The sequence below is a fragment of the Metabacillus sediminilitoris genome (assembly GCF_009720625.1).
Taxonomy (GTDB): domain Bacteria; phylum Bacillota; class Bacilli; order Bacillales; family Bacillaceae; genus Metabacillus; species Metabacillus sediminilitoris.
The window spans coordinates 5567862-5588310 of record NZ_CP046266.1; the positions used below are offsets into that span (position 1 = coordinate 5567862).

At 36.0% G+C, this 20449-nt stretch carries 16 protein-coding genes and 4 tRNA genes; all 20 read right to left on the minus strand.

All coding sequences use genetic code 11. The features are described 5' to 3' along the window. Positions 1 to 87: 87 nt before the first annotated feature. Positions 88 to 882, minus strand: coding sequence for an MBL fold metallo-hydrolase (locus GMB29_RS26675; RefSeq protein ID WP_136356286.1), 795 nt, complete (start codon positions 880 to 882; stop codon positions 88 to 90). Between the two features lie 23 nt (positions 883 to 905). Next, the gene (locus GMB29_RS26680; RefSeq protein WP_168733907.1) at positions 906 to 1724 is read right to left on the minus strand and encodes a two-component system regulatory protein YycI; all 819 of its coding nucleotides are present in this window, start codon (positions 1722 to 1724) and stop codon (positions 906 to 908) included. Further along, on the minus strand, positions 1711 to 3057 hold the full coding sequence (locus GMB29_RS26685) for a YycH family regulatory protein (RefSeq protein ID WP_136356290.1): 1347 nt from the start codon (positions 3055 to 3057) through the stop codon (positions 1711 to 1713). Before GMB29_RS26685 ends, GMB29_RS26680 begins: the two co-directional genes overlap by 14 nt. After that, complete coding sequence (gene walK / locus GMB29_RS26690; RefSeq protein ID WP_136356292.1) at positions 3054 to 4886, minus strand: cell wall metabolism sensor histidine kinase WalK; 1833 nt, start codon at positions 4884 to 4886, stop codon at positions 3054 to 3056. The genes GMB29_RS26685 and walK overlap by 4 nt, the downstream gene beginning before the upstream one ends. 3 nt (positions 4887 to 4889) lie before the next feature. After that, a complete protein-coding gene (gene yycF, locus GMB29_RS26695; RefSeq protein ID WP_136356294.1) occupies positions 4890 to 5597 on the minus strand; it encodes a response regulator YycF in 708 nt (235 codons plus the stop codon). Positions 5598 to 5823: 226 nt separating this feature from the next. Next, positions 5824 to 7272, minus strand: a complete 1449-nt coding sequence (locus tag GMB29_RS26700) for a peptidoglycan DD-metalloendopeptidase family protein (RefSeq protein WP_136356296.1) — start codon at positions 7270 to 7272, stop codon at positions 5824 to 5826. Positions 7273 to 7530: 258 nt separating this feature from the next. After that, positions 7531 to 7603: transfer RNA gene (locus GMB29_RS26705), tRNA-Phe, on the minus strand. 228 nt (positions 7604 to 7831) lie between these two features. After that, positions 7832 to 7908, minus strand: a tRNA-Asp gene (locus GMB29_RS26710). Positions 7909 to 7939: 31 nt separating this feature from the next. Beyond that, positions 7940 to 8011 (minus strand) — tRNA-Glu (locus GMB29_RS26715). 20 nt (positions 8012 to 8031) lie between these two features. After that, positions 8032 to 8107: transfer RNA gene (locus GMB29_RS26720), tRNA-Lys, on the minus strand. 297 nt (positions 8108 to 8404) lie between these two features. Then, the gene (locus tag GMB29_RS26725; RefSeq protein ID WP_136356298.1) at positions 8405 to 9691 is read right to left on the minus strand and encodes an adenylosuccinate synthase; all 1287 of its coding nucleotides are present in this window, start codon (positions 9689 to 9691) and stop codon (positions 8405 to 8407) included. Positions 9692 to 10359: 668 nt separating this feature from the next. Beyond that, on the minus strand, positions 10360 to 11721 hold the full coding sequence (gene dnaB, locus GMB29_RS26730; RefSeq protein WP_136356370.1) for a replicative DNA helicase: 1362 nt from the start codon (positions 11719 to 11721) through the stop codon (positions 10360 to 10362). Between the two features lie 244 nt (positions 11722 to 11965). Next, positions 11966 to 12412, minus strand: a complete 447-nt coding sequence (gene rplI, locus GMB29_RS26735; protein WP_136356300.1) for a 50S ribosomal protein L9 — start codon at positions 12410 to 12412, stop codon at positions 11966 to 11968. Next, entirely contained in the window at positions 12409 to 14382 is a 1974-nt protein-coding gene (locus GMB29_RS26740) for a DHH family phosphoesterase (RefSeq protein WP_136356302.1), read from the minus strand. Before GMB29_RS26740 ends, rplI begins: the two co-directional genes overlap by 4 nt. Positions 14383 to 14421: 39 nt before the next feature. Beyond that, a complete protein-coding gene (locus GMB29_RS26745; RefSeq protein ID WP_136356304.1) occupies positions 14422 to 15357 on the minus strand; it encodes a YybS family protein in 936 nt (311 codons plus the stop codon). 127 nt (positions 15358 to 15484) lie between these two features. Further along, the gene (gene rpsR, locus GMB29_RS26750) at positions 15485 to 15724 is read right to left on the minus strand and encodes a 30S ribosomal protein S18 (protein ID WP_046588211.1); all 240 of its coding nucleotides are present in this window, start codon (positions 15722 to 15724) and stop codon (positions 15485 to 15487) included. A gap of 50 nt (positions 15725 to 15774) precedes the next feature. Beyond that, positions 15775 to 16284, minus strand: coding sequence for a single-stranded DNA-binding protein (gene ssb, locus GMB29_RS26755; RefSeq protein ID WP_136356306.1), 510 nt, complete (start codon positions 16282 to 16284; stop codon positions 15775 to 15777). 40 nt (positions 16285 to 16324) lie between these two features. Beyond that, positions 16325 to 16615, minus strand: a complete 291-nt coding sequence (gene rpsF, locus GMB29_RS26760; protein WP_136356308.1) for a 30S ribosomal protein S6 — start codon at positions 16613 to 16615, stop codon at positions 16325 to 16327. A 319-nt stretch (positions 16616 to 16934) separates the two neighbouring features. Then, on the minus strand, positions 16935 to 18035 hold the full coding sequence (gene ychF / locus GMB29_RS26765) for a redox-regulated ATPase YchF (RefSeq protein ID WP_136356310.1): 1101 nt from the start codon (positions 18033 to 18035) through the stop codon (positions 16935 to 16937). A 388-nt stretch (positions 18036 to 18423) separates the two neighbouring features. Next, a complete protein-coding gene (locus tag GMB29_RS26770; protein ID WP_136356312.1) occupies positions 18424 to 20436 on the minus strand; it encodes a molybdopterin-dependent oxidoreductase in 2013 nt (670 codons plus the stop codon). Positions 20437 to 20449 lie beyond the last annotated feature (13 nt).

Here is a 20449-nt window from a genome sequence, read left to right on the forward strand (position 1 = left end):
CTTAGTCAAAAAACAAAGTTGAATACGATTTAACATTTCTATGTAGGTCTCTCAGCTGGCTTATTTTTAAGCAACTGAGAGTATTTATTATATTGCGATCAGCGTTGTTGGGGTTGCTGGGTCTGTATCATACAAATCAAATTGCTCTCCTGTCATAAAGCCTTTGCTTGCTAATGTTTGCTGTACAGACATTCGTGCTAAATCCTTCATGTTGTTATCTTTACTCAAATGAGCCAAATAAATTCTCTTTGTTGCATCACCGATTACATCCATCATTGCCATGGCCGCATCTTCATTCGAAACATGACCGACATCACTTAATATCCGTCGCTTTATACTCCATGGATAATGTCCCATTTGCAGCATGGAAACATCATGATTGCTTTCAAAAACAAATGCATCAGCATTACGGATTGTGCCCTTCATTTTGTCACTAACATAGCCGGTATCAGTAATTAAAGCAAGCTTTTTACCTTCATGATGGAACACAAAAAACATTGGTTCAGCAGCATCATGGGAAACGCCAAAGGATTCGATATCCATTGAACCAAATGTTTTTACAGATCCAGTTTTGAAGACAAATTTTTGCTCTGTTGCAACTTCTCCAATCAAACCGTTCATCGCCTGCCATGTCTTTTCATTCGCATAGATTGGCAGCTTATACTTTCTAGCTAGCACACCAAGCCCCTTGATATGATCACTATGTTCATGTGTAACAAAAATGCCGGATAGCTTTTTAATGTCTCTTCCTATTTGCTCAAATAGGTTCTGCATTTGCTTTCCACTTAATCCGGCATCAACTAAAAACGACTGATTATCAGATTCAACATAAATTGCATTCCCCGTACTGCCGCTTGCAAGAACACTAAACTGCAAGCCCATAACAATTCACTCCTCTTTTTCCCCTATTCTGTTAAAAGTAAAACATCACCTTCTAATGCATTAACATAATAATCTTCTCTTTCTTTTTGTTCATTTTCCACAATAATATGCCAAATTGGTGCTAATATTTGTTGGTTTGTAAGTGGAATATGAGTATAAAATCCATATTCAATATCCTCTATTTTACTATTTGATTTCAAGAAATTTTTGTTGTATAACGCTTCAAGTGCTTTTAAAGGTGAGATAGCTGTTTCCTTTTCCTCAACCTCATTTATATCCTCAAGCATGGACTGTTCATATGCAAAGATCTCTCTATCTTCATTTAAGTAAAAGATCACCATCGCAATATGATCCTCTTTCGATTGAAAGATATTTTGATTTTTATACTGTTGAATGCAAATAATTGAATTTGTTTTTTCATCCGTATACCAGTAGTGATACAGTTCTCCACCAATGATATTTTCTCGTAAAAACTGATTGATTTTACTTTTTACATTTACTTCTGGTAATGGAAACGGATCCTTTAACTCCATATTTAATGTTCGAAAAGAATCTATCGGAAGATTACTATTTGACACGACCATTGTTTGATTTTTAAGATTGCTGATCTCCTCTAAAGTAAAGTCCTTACTTTTAGCCGTTATATAATAGCCTTTTCCAATATCCTGTGGAAGCTCGTTTTTATACTCAATACCTTCTGCGTCTAGCTTTTCTTCAATTGTTGCTTCCTGTATGACAGCATAATTTGATTCACCGCGTAATTGAAAATATTCATAGGCTAAATAAATATCCAGAATAAGAAATGCAAGAATAAAAATGGTCTTTGTTTTACTCCACTCCATTTTCATTCCCTCCAGACTGTTCTAGATCTTCATTTATTTTTAATAGCTGACCATTCTTCATTTGTATACACCAAATTGGAGATACCTTCACAAATTGTTGACTATCAGAGCTGCTAAGCTCGTACGCAATAAAAATGTTATGGATATTAGTTTCTTCAATTTGTTGATTATTCTTGATCAACTCAACGACCTGATATCCTGACATCAATGTGGTTGATTGGTTCGAAATGTTTGAGATAAGTTGATATGAAGGGCGGTCATAAATCGCAATTTCATTTTGCCCCCATCTTTGCTTAATCATTGTAGGCCCAAAAGAGTTTTCCTCTGAATTAATAACCGGGATTGACTGAATAGACATAATAAATTCTATTTCTTGATCACTTTCATTCACATTAAATAATACATAGTTATCTGTCCATCCGCCATGATCATTTAAAAAAGATATGCTCTGATCAATAAGCAGTCCGGCACGTACAGAATCCGTGTCTCTTAACGTTGGATTCACATATCTGACCATATGCTGATTTTGATAAATGTTAAGTTCTCTAATCCCATCTGTATATCTATTTCTTGAAACATTCTCATCTTGTTTGACAATTCGCGGGTTACTAAATAATGCATCTTTAAACTTTTCTCCGTCAATTGTTTCAGTGAAATATTCATAACTATCTAATATCACTTGATCATTTGGGAGCATAATGTCACTCCCTTGTCCGGTGTCATATGAAAAGTAAGACTGAAGCTCATCTCTTCTGTTGAAAATTTGTGCAACAAAATCCTTTGCTTCAATATCATTAACAGTCGTTTCTACCACTATCATTTTATCATATGAAACAAAAGAAACCTTTTGTTGGGCATCATTAGTCGTCATGACATCTAAAAAGATACGGTCAAACGAAATATTTTCATTTGTATCAGAATCCCATTGCAGCATGGATTGAAATGTTGACATTGGGATCTCATTATAGAATTTGAGCTCAATACTAGCATCATTATTCTCATCGGTCCATTTCTGAAACTCTTCCCTTGTCCGGAAGGGTGATTGACTTTTCACATTACTAAACTCCCAGTTTTGCATTTCCTTCCAAAGTCCATTCGTAAATTTCCCGGCGATTGAACTGAAATGATTCTCTTGAGAATGAAGTAATAATTGATGTGGCTTTATAACCTCATACGTTTTTTTTGTTTCTTGATCGATCGGAATACTTTCAACAAGTGTTTGATTTTGAAAATACTCAAATGATGGTCGAAGAGTCCACATATTCCAAGTGAAAAATAAACTAATCAAAATTAATACGGTCAAAGTGGCACTTTTAATCGCTTCTTTATTCATTCCCACTCATCCTCTTGTTCCGGGTTGTAAGGTATTGTGAAAAACACCGTTGTACCTTGTCCTTCTACACTTTGTGCCCAAATATCACCGCCATGTGCTAAAATCATTTCTTTTGCAATGGCTAACCCTAATCCTGTTCCCCCGAGCTTACGAGTTCGAGCTTTGTCAACACGGTAGAAACGATCAAAGATTTTATTGACACTTTCCTTAGGTATTCCAACACCTTCATCTTTAATACGTATTTGAATATCAGATGAAAGTTTATCAATCGTAAATGTTACTTTTCCACCTTCTGGCGAGTATTTCAAAGCATTTGAAATGATATTATCTAATACTTGCGTAATTTTATCTGTATCTATTTCAACAAAAAGTGCTTCTTTAGGAATGTTCCTTACAAAGGAAACATGTTGTGATTTCGTCATTTCAAAGCGATCAATAATTTTATCGAAAAAAACGGTGAAATTAACAAAATCTTTATTAATACGATATTCGGTACGGTCAAGCTTAGATAATTGGAGCAAGTCATTTACAAGCCTAATCATCCTTTCAGTTTCTGTTTGTGTTACATTCAGAAACTGTGGAGCAATCTCGTCATCCTTCCAAGCGCCATCAGCTAGAGCCTCTAAATAACTTCTCATTGTTGTTAATGGCGTACGAAGCTCATGTGAGACATTCGCAACAAATTCTCTTCTTTCTTGCTCAATTTTTTCTTGTTCTGTAATGTCATATAAGACAGCAATGACACCATCAATAAGTCCAGATTCTTTTTGAATCACTGAAAAACTAACTCGTAAAATAACCGGTCTTTCCTCAGTACCTGAATCTAGGATAAGGGATTCTTGCTCATCTAAAATACTCTCAAATGTATGAGTATCTTCTATATTTAATAATTTTGTGATTGAAATATTTGTTAGCGTTTCACGTGAAACATCTAACATCTCTAATGCTGGATTATTAATTAAGATAACTTGTCCATAACGATTTGTAGCGATAACTCCTTCAATCATGTGTGCGATGACAGAAGCGAGCTTTCGACGTTCCCCTTCTGTAGTAGCCTGGGCTTCATCTAGCTTATCTGTTAAGTAGTTAAATGTAACAGCCAATTGACCAATTTCATCTTCCCCATACACTTTAACTTTTCGAGAAAAATTACCATTCGCTAATTCAATTGCCTGTTTTCTCATATCAGACATTGGCCTTGTGATTGTTCTGGCAATAAAAATACCTAATGCTGCGGTTATAACCATTGATAGAATTGTTCCCGTAGCAAAAATTTTGTTAATAATTTGCATTTGGGCAAAGACTTCTTCCATTGAGGCAACAATATAAATGGCCCCAATAGGTTTATCACTGAAATTATTCTCATTAATAGGAAGAGTCATAACACGGACTCTTTGACCAGAATCCTTATCAATAAAATAGTTATCATAATTTAAACCAACCAATGCGCGAAGGACCATTTCTTCTGATGTTTTTTTACCAACTATATCTTGATTAATATCTGATGTTGCGATAACATTTTTGTTTTTATCAATAACTCGAACTTCAAGGATCTCATCTGTCACAAAATCTCTAATAATGGTTGTAATCTCTCCGGCAGGCGTTTTCCCGTCAGCATATTCCTTTGGATCTCTGGACATTTCCTGCTCAATATTATAAACAAGTAAACTTATTCGTTTTGATAAAGAATCTTCAAAATTACTTTTAAGTGAAGTCTCTAACTCCTTAACGAAATAAATTCCGATTATCTGCATAGCAATCAAAATAAGTAAGACGTAAATCATAACAAACTTAAATTGAATAGAGTGAAAAAAACGTACCTTTTTCATTTCTTACTCCTGATCAGAGTTACGTAAATAGTAGCCTACTCCGCGTCGTGTAACAATCCATGTAGGGTGACTTGGACTATCCTCTATTTTTTCTCTCAGTCGTCTCACCGTAACATCCACTGTTCGAACATCTCCAAAGTAATCATAGCCCCAGACTGTTTGCAGTAAATGTTCACGGGTCATAACCTGTCCAATATGTTGTGCTAAATAATGAAGAAGCTCAAACTCTCTATGTGTTAACTCAATTGTTTCTCCACGTTTTGATACTACATAAGCATCAGGATGGATGACAAGCGAACCAACCGTAATTTCATTTGTTGCTCCTTTTGTTTCACTATTTTCAATCGCCTGTTGACGGCGTAAATTAGCCTTAACTCGAGCTAGTAATTCCCGTGTGCTAAATGGTTTTGTTACATAATCATCAGCACCAAGCTCAAGACCTAAAACCTTATCGATTTCAGAATCCTTAGCTGTTAGCATAATGATGGGCATGTCATACTTTTTACGTACCTCTCGACAAACCTCCATACCATCTTTATTCGGCAGCATAATATCTAATAATAGAAGGTCAGGATTAATTTCCTCAACCATTTCTAATGCTTGATTTCCATCATATGCACAGTAAACGGTATACCCTTCTTTTTTTAAGTTAAATTGCAAAATATCTGCAATCGGTTTTTCATCATCAACAACTAAAATCTTTTTTTCCAATGTATTCGCCCCTTTAGGTTACGTGTATACTCTACTATTAAATGTAACATGTTCACAGATGAGATTCATCTTTTTAAAGTCATATTCTTATCTATCATATAATAAATAAAATGACGTGTAATCACCTGTTAAAATATGGTATATACTTATGATCGTTTAATGTGCTGGAAAGCTTAAGAAAAAAAGAGTCTGACGCAAATTATTTATGTGCCAGACCCTTTCTACCTTATTGTAAATAATCCCTTGGATTTTTCAAATTCCCGTTATCATATACTTCAAAATGCAGGTGTACTCCAGTTGAATTTCCCGTTGATCCCATAACCCCAAGCTTCTGACCTTTTGATACAACTTGTCCTACAGACACTGAAATAGAATCTAAGTGTGCATAGACTGTTTTTAATCCATTATTATGGTCAATAACTACCTTGTTTCCATATCCACCGTTAAAGCCAGCTGAAATGACTTCACCATTATCTGCTGCTTTAATTGTACGGTCACTTGGTCTAGCAATATCAATTCCCTTATGAAGCTTGCCCCAACGTTGGCCTAATTCACTAGATACATAGCCGCCAACTGCTGGCCATGCTAATTCTCCAGTACCTCTTGAAGGGATAACCTTTGTACCTTTCACAATTACTTTTTTAACAGGTTCTTTTAGCATCTTTTCGTCTACTGTTTCACGTTTCACTTCTGAACCATTTTCTTCATAGATTAAGTAGTTAACTAGTTTTTCGCCACTTTTTCCTTCTTGTGTTGTTTTTTGTTCTCCCTTTAACATGGATCGGTCCTCTTTGATCTCTGTTTCAAATGAAATCGTTTCTTTTTTTGAAACTTCTTGTTTTACATTCACTTTTACAAAAGGCATCAAAACGGCAACATTTAACACATCACCAGGTTTAATTAATGAATCTTCTTCTAGTCCATTATTCAATTGTAATAATTGTTCCAATGATAAGTTATGTTTTGTTGCAATCTCACTTAGTACATCCTGTTCCTGAACTTTATATTTCTTTTCCTTAAATGTCCCCTTTTTTAAGAGATTAACGCCTTCCTCAATCGTTAGAACTATGTCGGGTGACACTTTTTTTGAATTGAATGAAACCATCTCAGAAAATGTGACGTCCACTATTCGAGATTGTCCTTCTTGTAGTGGCTCTAAAGGCAGTTTAGCGACTTTTCTTGCTTCAAGCTCCTTTAGGACTTCTTCTGAAACGAATTGAAGCTTATATTTATTTAAAACTTCTTCCGCATCCTCTTTGCTTTTAAAATTAGCAACAGACTGACCGTTTATGATTAATTCAGTAGCTTCAACCGCTACATCAAGTTCATTATCTAGTTTTTGTAGTGCTTCATCATTATTAGAAACTGGATGAAACATTTGCTCAGGGATGATTTCTATATCTTCAACCGTTAATTGCAAGTTTGGATAGTTTTGTTTTTGCTTCTCTACTTTTGAGTCAGCAAGCTTATCTATCAGCTGTTTATTATCGACAGTTCCCATATAATCTCCATCATGGTAAATATGATAAACAGATGAAAAAGCTGTTTCTGCAGAAGCATTATCTACTCCAAAAGTAAATATAGCAGCTAATGCTGCACACATTGTTAGCTTTTTTATAAATGAAGCTCCGTTACGACCTTTATGATCTACTAATCTATTTGTACGCTTAAACACCAGTATTTCCTCCTAAAACTATCCTACAACGAACGTAGAAAACTTCTCTTAAATAGGGCATTGGTTCTAAATCGACAAAATTCTCATTCTACTCAACTCTACTAATTTACCATACAATTTATCTATTCATTAAAAATGTAACAAACTGTAATACGATTGTAGTATTACATACATAATTTTCTTATGTTCCCTTTATTTTTCACTTTCGAGTAAAAAAAGAGAAAAAGCATGATTCATTTAGAATCATGCTTTTTAAAGTGGCTCGGGACGGAATCGAACCGCCGACACATGGATTTTCAGTCCATTGCTCTACCGACTGAGCTACCGAGCCATAATTTGTAAGTAGTTTACTTTAGGACCACTTTTTTGCTTTAAGTAATTTAGAACTGCATTTTATTTATGTTTTATGAATCGTTTCAACTTAGTCCATCGTCCTCATCTCAGGATGATTATTCGAGGAGCAGTTCGATGAGTACGCTGATGCTTTGCTTCGCAGCTTATGCGTTCGTGCTCTGAATTAAATTCTATTATGTATTGATGATTTTACTTATAAAACAAATGGCGGTCCGGACGGGACTCGAACCCGCGACCTCCTGCGTGACAGGCAGGCATTCTAACCAACTGAACTACCGGACCATTATTTAGAGATTTTATTAGTAGTCATAAGTGACCCGTACGGGATTCGAACCCGTGTTACCGCCGTGAAAGGGCGGTGTCTTAACCGCTTGACCAACGGGCCATTTTAACATGGTAATAAAATGGTGAGCCATGAAGGACTCGAACCTTCGACCCTCTGATTAAAAGTCAGATGCTCTACCGACTGAGCTAATGGCTCTTAGTTTGAAAACACTCTTAGTATGTATGCTCAAATCTCAGAAGGGCTATTCAAGAAGCAGCTCGATCTGTACGCTGATGTTTTGCTTCGCAGCTGATTCAACTGTGCTCTACCTACTGAGCTAATCGCTCATCTTCTAAATGAGTTATTTACACTACCCTTTTAACAGGACGTGATCTATCATATCACACCCTAAATAGATTAAACAACAATTTTTTTATTAATTTAATAGATTTTTTTCAAAAAAGAAAGAGAACCGGACTTTTCCGCTTCCCCTTCTTAGTTGGAAAACCATTATTAGCTGTATACACTGCGGATAACATTCGTTTGTGTTCTATCTGGTCCAACAGAGAAGATAGATAATGGAATGCCTGTAAGCTGTGAAATACGCTCGATATAATGTCTAGCATTTTCCGGCAACTCATTTAATGTACGAACACCAGTAATATCTTCTGTCCAGCCTGGTAGTTCTTCATATACTGGCTCGCATTCTGAAAGAACTTTTAAGCTAGCAGGATATTCATTAATTGTTTCACCTTTATATTTATAGGCAACACAAATTTTTAATGTTTCAATTCCTGTTAAAACGTCAATTGAATTTAGGGACAGATCTGTTAATCCACTTACTCTTCTAGCATGGCGAACAACAACACTGTCAAACCAGCCAACACGACGTGGACGGCCAGTCGTTGTACCATATTCACGACCAACTTCACGAATTTGATTACCAATTTCGTTTGTTAATTCTGTTGGAAATGGTCCATCACCAACGCGAGTTGTGTATGCTTTTGATACACCAACAACGTGGTCAATCTTTGTTGGGCCAACACCAGAACCTATTGTAACTCCACCAGCAACCGGGTTAGATGATGTGACGAAAGGATATGTACCTTGATCAATATCAAGCATAACTCCTTGTGCACCTTCGAAAAGAACACGACGACCTTCATCTAGTGCATCATTTAAAACAACTGATGTATCTACTACATATTGTTTGAACTGTTGTCCGTATTCGTAATATTCTTCTAAGATTTCTTCAACAGTAAAGCCTTCTACTTCATAAAACTTTTCAAGTAGGCGGTTTTTCTCTTTTAACGCATTAATAAGTTTTTCTTCGAACACATCACGTTCTAATAAATCAGAAATTCGGATTCCTACACGAGCGGCTTTATCCATGTAAGCTGGTCCAATTCCTTTTTTCGTTGTACCAATTTTGTTTGCGCCTTTTCTCTCTTCTTCAACCTCATCCAATTTTAGATGATATGGTAAAATAACATGCGCACGATTACTTATACGTAAATTATCTGTTGTAACTCCACGTTCATGTAAATAAGCAAGTTCTTGTACAAGTGCCTTTGGATCAACAACCATTCCGTTTCCAATTACACTAATTTTATCTTTATAAAAAATTCCAGATGGAATTAAGTGAAGTTTATATGTCTCTCCACCAAATTTAATTGTGTGACCTGCATTGTTTCCACCTTGATATCGAGCAATAACCTCTGCATTTTCAGAAAGGAAGTCTGTAATTTTCCCTTTTCCTTCATCTCCCCATTGAGTTCCAACAACTACTACTGAAGACATTCTGTGCACCTCCGTAATTTCGCACTAATCAAACATGTTTATTTTACCAATGACCTATTAGAAAGTCAATGTAAATACGAACATTTCAAATTAAAAAAGATGTATTTGTTCGTATATTTCAACATAATTAATAAAATACAACGTATCATCTGACTAGGATTATGAATTAATCCATTTTCACATACACTTATTATTATCCCAAATCAGTTGGTTATATTTCAGGGGAAATAATTTTACTCTTACAATTTAAAATCCATCATACTTCTTCCTACTTATAGCTTCTCCATTTTTTCATAGAAATTCATGAAAAACTGATTACCCTTCATTCTGTCTTTAATCGAGCAGCTTATTGAGCATCAATCTTTTATATAGAAAATTTATTTTTGTTTTCAGAACTTATTTGAGTGAAATTTATTTTAGTAGAACGTACTATAAGTAATTTGTCCTCTACCCCTCCCAAAATGGATTTCTGGTTAGTTATAATCATTCCAACAACTTTAGAATAAGAATGAGTCATACCTTTATCAGTATGGCTACACTTTTCATATAAAAAATAGCAGTACGAATTCTTGTGAGAATCACACTGCTAATTGTCATGTTATTTATTGCATAAAAAAGAGAATAACATATGAATGCCATCCTCTTCCTAACTAACAAACAAGCACTTTTTAAGCACCAGCTGGAACGCCAGCATCATCAAAACGCCGTTCTAGGTTAACGAATTTATTGTATTCTTTCACAAAAGCCAATGATACGGTGCCTACAGGGCCATTACGTTGCTTAGCAATAATGATTTCAATGATATTTTTATTCTCTGATTCCTTATCGTAGTAATCATCGCGGTATAAGAAGGCAACAATATCAGCATCTTGCTCAATACTCCCTGATTCACGAATATCAGACATCATTGGGCGCTTATCTTGACGCTGCTCTACTCCACGAGATAGCTGTGATAATGCTATAACTGGGACTTTTAGTTCACGAGCTAATTCTTTTAGTGTACGGGAAATTTCTGATACCTCTTGTTGACGGTTGTCACTACGACCGCTACCTTGGATTAATTGCAAGTAATCGATCAATACCATTCCAAGTCCACTTTCCTGCTTTAAGCGACGGCATTTGGCACGGATTTCACTCACACGGATACCTGGCGTATCATCGATATAAATCCCGGCATTTGAGAGACTCCCCATTGCCATAGTCAGCTTGCCCCAGTCTTCAGGTGTTAATGAACCTGTTCTAAGTCTTTGTGCATCAATATTACCCTCAGCACAAAGCATCCTCATTACAAGCTGGTCAGCACCCATCTCAAGACTAAAGATTGCGACGTTCTCATCTGTTTTGGTTGCGACGTTTTGTGCAATATTTAAGGCAAAGGCTGTTTTACCAACTGATGGACGTGCAGCTACGATAATTAAATCATTCCGCTGAAAACCAGCTGTCATTTTATCAAGTTCAAGGAATCCTGTTGGGATACCTGTAACGTCCCCTTTACGGTCATGTAACAATTCAATGTTATCATATGTTTGAACAAGAACATCTTTAATGTTCTGAAAGGCGCCAGCATTTTTTCGCTGTGCTACCTCCATAATCGTTTTTTCTGCCTCATTTAATAGAACTTCAACTTCATCTTCACGACTATAGCCATCCTGTGCTATTCCAGTAGCTGTGCGGATTAATCGGCGTAATATTGATTTCTCTTCGACTATTTTTCCGTAATATTCAATATTAGCAGCTGTTGGTACAGAGTTCGCCAAGTCACTTAGGTAGGAAACTCCGCCTACTTCTTCTAATAGATTGGCATCAGCTAATTCAGATGTTACCGTAACTAAATCAACCGGTTCACCTTTATCTGATAACTCAAGCATTGCATTATAAATTTTTTGATGTGCTGCTCGATAAAAGTCTTCTGGGATTAATAACTCTGATGCTAATGTTAAGGAAGACGGTTGAAGGAAAATAGCACCCAATACGGCCTGCTCTGCTTCTATATTTTGTGGTGGAATACGATCACCAAATAACTCGTTTATGATGACCACCGTCCTTTTTTTAATAATTGCTAGTAAATTATCAATAAATCAATCTCTTATAAGAATAGCATAAGCGCATTGTTCACCTGTCATACGAAAGGGACAGGCGCAAATAAGTTAGTACATAATTATTCTTAAATAGATCGTTCAATTAAAAACTCTTAGGTATTAAGCATAAAAAAAAAGTGGCTAAGCTTCAAGATAAATTTCACTCTTTCCACAAAACCACAACTTCTTCCAACATTTACTGTTCAGTTACTTGCACTTTTACTGTTGCTGAAACTTCAGGATGAAGTCTTACAGGTACATTCGTAACTCCAAGCGAACGAATCCCATCAGGTAAATCAAGTTTACGTTTATCGAGCTTAATGTTATGACTCTTTTTAAGTTCATCAGCAATTTGTTTGCTCGTAACTGAACCAAATAAACGTCCGCCTTCACCTGATTTAGCATGTAATTGAACCGTTATTGCTTCTAATTGCTTTTTAAGATTTTGCATTTGCTCTAATTCTTGAATTGCTTCCTGCTCTTGTTTTTTCTTTTGAGCATTTAAAGAACTTACATTTGCACTGTTCGCTTCTACTGCAAGTCCTTGTTTAATTAGAAAATTATGTGCATATCCATCTGCAACATTTTTAACTTCTCCTTTTTTCCCTTTACCTTTTACATCTTTTAGAAAGATTACTTTCATGATTTTATTCCTCCTTCGAGATAATCCTCTATTGCTTCTTTTAATTTTTCTTCAGCTTCTATAAGCGTCAAATTTTCAAGCATTGTTGCCGCATTTGTTAAATGACCGCCGCCATCTAGAGCTTCCATAATTAATTGAACATTGATTTCCCCTAGTGACCTGGCGCTAATTCCTATTTTATTACTATCACGCCTTGCAATCACAAATGAAGCAACAATCCCGTTCATTGTTAACAATGTATCTGCTGCTTGTGCAATGATTACCTGTTCAAAAAAAACATCATCTTCTGCAGTTGAGATCGCAATGCCCTCTTTATAAATATCAGCATGTTGAATAAGCTTTGCCCGTTTTACGTAAGTATCAATATCTTCCTTCATGAATTTCTGAACTAAAACCGTATCAGCGCCTTTTGCTCTTAAGTAAGAGGCGGCATCAAAGGTTCGTGATCCTGTACGTAGTGTAAAGCTTTTCGTATCAACAATGATACCTGCTAATAATGCTGTTGCTTCGATCATATTCATTTTTAAACGCTTTGGCTGATATTCTAATAACTCTGTGACTAGCTCTGCTGTAGATGACGCATATGGCTCCATATAAACGAGAATTGGATCCTTAATAAACTCTTCGCCACGTCTATGGTGATCAATGACAATCACATGTTCACTTCTTATAAGCAGCCTTTCATCAATTACTAATGATGGTTTATGTGTATCAACAACAATGAGAAGTGTTTCATCCGTCATAATCTCTAACGCTTGGTCAGGGGTAATAAATCTAGACCATAGTTCCGGGTGTTGTTTCACCTCAAGTAATAATTGTCCAACCCCTGAATCAAGTGTCGTTGGGTCGAGGATAATAAACCCTTCTTTTTCATTTGCATCTGATACTTTTAGTATACCTATGGCAGAACCGATTGCATCCATATCTGGAAATTTATGTCCCATAATCATCACTTTATCACTTTCGGAAACAATTTCTTTTAGTGCATGTGAAATAACCCGTGCTCGTACTCTCGTTCGTTTTTCCATTGGATTTGTCTTGCCGCCAAAGAATTTGATCTTACCGTTTGTTTGTTTTATGGCAACCTGATCTCCGCCACGACCTAACGCCAAGTCAAGACCAGATTGAGCAAGATCGCCAAGCTCTTGTAATGAAGATACACCAGTCCCAATCCCTATACTTAAAGTTAACGATACATTATGCATTGTTGTCTTCTCTCGAACTTCATCTAAAATAGAGAATTTGGTTTTTTCTAATTTCAACAGAATATTTTCATTTAACACACCGAGAAAGCGTTCCGAGGAAATTCTTTTTAAAAATACACCATAATCCTTTGCCCACTTGTTCAATAAAGCTGTTACCTCGCTATTGATGGCACTTTTCGACTGATCGTCCATTCCTTGAGTAAGCTCATCATAATTATCTAAAAATATTAATGCAAGTACTGTTCGTTCATCTTCATATTGCTTTTCAATTTCAATTTGCTCTGTTACATCAAAGAAATATAATAGACGTTCATCTCGCTTAATAATGACTTTAAATTTCCGATCATGCAAGGTAATGGTTTCTGTGTCAACTTCTTGTTTGATTAATGGCACTAACGCATCTGCTACATCAAAGAGGGATCTCCCAACTAATGTGTCACCATCAAAACAAGATGTCAAAAATGGATTCGTCCATTCAATATGAAATTGATCATTAAAAAGCATGATACCGATGGGCATTTCCATTAATGCTTCTTCCCCGACCTTTTTTAGTCGATAAGAAAGCGTTGTAATGTAGTCCTCCATTTCTGTATGTAAGCTGGAAATAGCCTTTTGGAGAAAATAAAGGGCAATTCCTAAACAAATAGATATGACTAAACCAATTATCCATTGAAAGAAGTATAAAAACAGTACAGCTATTACTGTTATGGCAATTAATGCATAAACAGAATAACGGATTAATGGCTTTTCATAAAAACTCGGCATTCGTTTTCATCAACTCCTCTCAGGCAATAATTCACACTCTTACTTTTTAGTTATTTTACCACGTAGAGGGAAGCATAAATCAATTATACCTAAGATTCTAACAAGATAAAGTAATAATGGTATGAGCAGTGAAGCAATGACCATGATAATAGGTATTGCCTTTGACAGGCCTTTTATGTATGAATAGTAATAAATAAACGAATAACCTTGAATAAGGATAAAGAACTGCAAAATAAAAAATAAATTAATCAACGCCATAAAGTAAAAGCTATCTTGGTCATGCTTTATCATCAGCAAGATCGATACAATTAAATAATACCAAACGATACTTACCGGCAATTTCCACTCTCTAAATGGCTTTAATGGGGAAAGTCCAACCTTTAATCGCTTAAGTACTGGTACTGCAATAAGATGACTAAGAAGGGCAAATAGCATTCCAGTTGAAACAAACAATGTTGGTGTTAAAGTAGGGATTAACTTCATTCCTTCTTCAAACCCTTTAAATTGTTTATCAACATCAATTTTAGGGTCAATAGCCATCATCATTGATTTTGACTGCTCAATCGATTCTTTAAGGATACCGATTGAATCGTTAATAGGATCAATTTGAAAAAATACAATAACCCCTATGTAAGAAATGACTATACTTATTGTATATGCGATACTTCCACCTATTAAGGCTGCCATTGACTGATTTTTTTTATAAAAGTAGCCCATCGTTAATCCGCTGAACCCAAATGTGAAGGCGATCAAAATATTCGCTACTGAACCAAATAAAATCGACAGAATACTTGCCGCTATTAACAACATAAAAGCCATTCCATGACCATGCCTTATTGTATAGATCATAAATGGTAATGGAAGCACAAAGAGTAAAATTGTGCCTATGAATGGTGCATATAAAGCAAAAAGCATAAAAACCAAGAATAATGCTAATAAAATGGCCCCTTCTGTTATAACATGAACACGCCTCACTCTTTCACCTCATTTAAAGAGATTATCTTTTTCATTTCACTAAATGTTCTCTAACGTAGTGACATTGATGAAAGCTATATGAAAAAAGCACAGAAAGGATGTCATCCTTATCTGTGCTAATCAATTATTATTCACCAGATACGTATGGTAATAAAGCCATTTGACGAGCTCTTTTGATAGCTACAGTCAATTTACGTTGGTATTTTGCACTTGTACCTGTTACACGACGAGGTAAGATTTTACCACGCTCAGATACGAATTTTTTTAATAAATCAACATCTTTATAATCGATGTGTGTGATACCGTTTGATGTGAAGAAACACACCTTACGACGTTTAGCACGTCCACCTTTACGTCCGCCTGCCATTGTCAATTTCCTCCCTTCTATTATGTTAGGATACGATCATATATTTTAACTTAAAACGGTAAGTCATCATCAGATATATCAATAGGTTTCCCATCGTTTGCAAATGGATCATCATCAAAGCTTGTACGTCCTTGATTACGTTGATTCTGATCTGAACCGAATGGGTTTTGATTACCAGAATTCCCTTGATACCCACCGGAATTATTATTGTTGAAGTTATTATTACCTCCGCCACTAGCACCTTTAGGTTCTAAGAATTGAACACTTTCTGCAACAACCTCTGTTACATATACGCGTTTCCCGCTTTGGTCTTCATAACTACGTGATTGCAAACGACCGTCAACACCTGCCAAGCTACCTTTTTTCAGGAAGTTTGCCACGTTTTCGGCTTGCTTACGCCAAATCACACAGTTGATAAAGTCAGCTTCTCTTTCACCTTGTTGGTTTGTAAACGCACGGTTTACAGCTAAGGTAAATGTTGCAACAGCAACTCCACTTGGTGTGTAACGCAGATCCGGATCTTTTGTTAGTCTTCCGACTAATACTACTCGATTCAACATCAGAACCATCCTTTTTGAAATATCTTATCTAACATTAAGATTATTTGTCTTCTTTTTTAATAACGATGTGACGAATGATATCTTCGTTAATTTTAGCTAAGCGATCAAATTCTTGAACAGCTGCAGCTTCAGCGTTAACTTGAAGAAGCATATAGTAACCGTCACGGAAATCGTTGATTTCATAAGCTAGGCGACGTTTGCCCCACTCTTTTGCTTCTGCTACTTCCGCACCATTATCAGATAAAACATTGTTGAAACGCTCAACTAAAGCTTTCTTTGCTTCATCTTCAATATTTGGACGGATGATGTACATAACTTCATACTTTTTCATCATCTTACACCTCCTTTTGGTCTAAACGGCCCACAATGGGCAAGGAGCAATTAAAATAAATTACTCACAATTAGGTATTATACTAAAAAAAAACGAAAAGCGCAAGCACCCGTTTAGCGACGTATGGACTGGAGCACTCCGTATGAGATAAAGGAAACGAAGAGCGTTAGCGATTCGATGTTGACTTAGCGTATAAGGAGTGTGAAGTACACTAGTCGCTGGGTGCTGGAGCTAGACACAATACTAGGTTAAAATTTATATTATATTTTACCTTTTAATGCGCAAGCACCCGTTTAACTTCGGATGCTGTAAATGCTGTTTAAACATTAAATCGGAAATGTATAACATCTCCATCTTGGACAATGTATTCTTTACCTTCTAAACGAACTTTACCTGCTTCACGTGCTGCACCCATTGTCTTTGCAGCTAATAAATCATCATAAGAAACTGTTTCAGCTCGGATAAATCCTCTTTCAAAATCCGTATGAATAATTCCAGCACATTGTGGTGCTTTCATACCTTTTTTGAAAGTCCATGCACGCACCTCTTGTTCACCAGCAGTGAAATAAGTAGCCAATCCAAGGAGATGATAAGATGCTTTAATTAACTGATCTAATCCAGATTCTTCAATGCCAAGCTCTTCAAGGAACATTTCTTTTTCCTCGCCTTCAAGCTCAACAATTTCTGATTCAATTTTCGCACAGACAACGATAACTTCTGCATTTTCTCCAGCAGCAAATTCGCGAACCTGTTGGACATATTCATTGCCAGACGGATCTGCCACTTCGTCTTCACTAACATTTGCCACATAAAGAATCGGCTTGATTGTTAATAAATGTAATTGTTTAACATATTTTGTTTGCTCTTCTGTAAATTCGACTGCACGTGCAGGCTTTTCACTTTCAAAGGCATCTTTCAGTTTCACTAAAATTTCATGCTCAAATAAAGCTGTTTTATCTTTTTGCTTCGCAAGCTTTGCCACTCGGTCAATACGCTTATCAACTGTTTCCAAGTCAGCTAAAATCAACTCAAGATTAATCGTTTCAATATCAGAGATTGGGTCAACTTTCCCAGATACATGTGTAATATTATCATCTGCGAAACAACGAACAACATGACAAATTGCATCTACTTGACGAATATGTGAAAGGAACTTATTTCCTAAGCCCTCACCTTTACTTGCTCCTTTAACAATTCCAGCGATATCCGTAAATTCAAACGCTGTTGGAACTGTTTTTTTAGGTTTTACAAGCTCTGTTAATTTTTGTAATCGCTCATCAGGTACTTCTACAATTCCTACGTTAGGATCAATTGTACAAAATGGATAGTTTGCTGATTCTGCACCAGCTTGTGTAATTGCATTAAATAACGTTGATTTCCCAACGTTTGGAAGACCTACAATACCAGCAGTTAATGCCATATTTCCACTCCTCTATCTTTATAGAAAGCTACTATACTTATCACCGCTTTTTTACTAAACCCAACATTTAGTTGCGATGGACGTTAGCTTTAAATAAGTTATTTGTTCGAAACTAGTCTATTTGTAATTAAATTTGGAAAGTATGAGTGAGTTAAGCGGGTTTCGGCCCCTTTCCTTCATACAAACAATTTTGTCCGAATTCTTACCAACCTTCAACAATTATAGATAGTAATGACTTAAAAAACAAGCAAGTCATACGAAATGCAAAAGCGCCTTATTTTACCTTATCCACGATGTGAACAAGGTTTATAGCTAAATACTAATAGATGGGTTAAAAATTTATCCTTCTAAATAAAAAAGAAGAACCATTTTTGGCTCTCCTTTGTACTTAGTTTTCATTTGTTTTCTCAATGTTGACTAAACAATCGAATAAAATACTGCCTTGACCATTATCTGATTGATCATCAGGTGTAAGTAAATTAACCGAACCACCAAACTTATGCCATTGTCCTTCATCAACATTAATCGTTTTAGGATGGGCTCTTTTCATAATCTTCACTGTCCCAGACAGCCTTCCTCGATCATTATAAATTGTGACAGCTTCATTTTCTGCTAAATTTTTCTCTTTAGCGATATCTTCAGATACTTCAATTCTAACCTTCTTTAAAGCATCGATAAGGAAATAGTGCTGAGAATGATTTGATCTTAAAGGATGTATGGACAATAGTTGGTATGGATATTTCTTTGCTAATGAAGGATTTGTCAAAACAGATTCTTTTGGCGGCAAGTACTGCGGCTTACCCTCATACCCTTTTTCAGTAGCAAATGCAGAAGTAAATTCAAATTTTCCACTAGGTGTTAAAAACTGTTTATTTTCCCATGGAACAAATTGAACTGGCAGAGCGATCCGCTTTTCTTCTTTAAGGCGTTCGAGAGTAATTCCATATTGTGTTAAATGGGAAAGTCCCATTTCTAAAAACTGCGTTCGCGAAAAGTAAAATGCTTCTGCAAAACCTAATCGTTCTGCTAATTGAGTCCATATCCATAAATCAGATTTTGCTTCTCCAGGCGGTTCAACAAGCTGTGCTCCATAATTCATCACATGATGATACATTGATGCATAATAAATATCTTCTTCTTCAAATACTGTTGTCGTTGGAAGGACATAATTAGCTAATTCAGCAGTATCTGTTAAAAAGTGATCAACAACAACAAGTGTATCGACAGATTCAAATGCTTGCTTCACCTTAGAAGAATTCGGGACCTGTGCAAGTGGATTCCCACAAGTAACAAAAATCATTTTAATCTCTGGATTTTTCGCCTCTAAAATCCCCTCAGCCTGGTTCATCATTGAAAATTGTCTTGATGTCATTTGTAAATGCGGCAAAGAAAGAGCATCTACATTAAAACTTTTCCCGACCTGCAGATTTCCAAAATTGGCACCGCCACCTGGAATACCTATATTTCCGCTAATTGCAACGAGAGCATCAATTAATCGAATCGTATTTCCGCCATTCGCATACCTCTGCATACCAAGTCCTAAAAAGGTAGAGGTGGGTCCATTATGATAAATAGAAGCTAAATACTTTATCTCCTCTTCTGAGATCTCACACTTGGTCAGGATGTCATCCATATTTATCTGATTTAGTAATGATAAAAGATCTTGATAGCCTACTGTGTAGTTATCAATAAAATGTTGATCTTGTTTATGACTATTTATTATTTCCTTCATAATACCAATTGCTGCAAATCCATCCATTCCTGGCTTAACGGATATATAGCGATCAGCTATTTTAGCAGTAGCGTTATAAATAGGATCAATGACTGTTATACTTGTTCCTCTTTTTTTCGCCTCTTGTAAATAATGAAATAAGTGCATATTCGTTCTAGCGACATTTCTGCCCCAGATGACTATATGCTTACTATGAAAAATATCATCTGGTGCATGGCTATTTGAGCTGCCAAAATCCCATGTTTGGGCTTCAATTCCAGACCCCCAGCAAATGCTGCCGACTAAATTTGTAATTCCGCCATAACAATTAAAAAACCGTTTATCAAGATTTTTCAGCAGTCCATTATTCGCATAATCATGACTATGTAAGACAGAGGTCGTTCCAAAGTTTTTCTTAAGCTCTCTCATTTTGTCAGCAATTTCGTCGAGAGCCTGCTTCCAAGAAACTTCAATGAACTTACCATTCACTTTTTTTAACGGTGCTGTTAACCGTTCATTGGAATTTGTCTTTGTCTCAAGCATTCTTCCGCGGCCACAAATTTTCCCTTTGGTAATAGGATGCTCTTTATCACCATCAACTTTTATCACTTTCCCATCTTCAACAGTGACTTCGAAACCGCAACTATCCCAACAGTTTAACGAACAGGATGATTTAAATACTTGTTTCATCTTTTATCCCCTC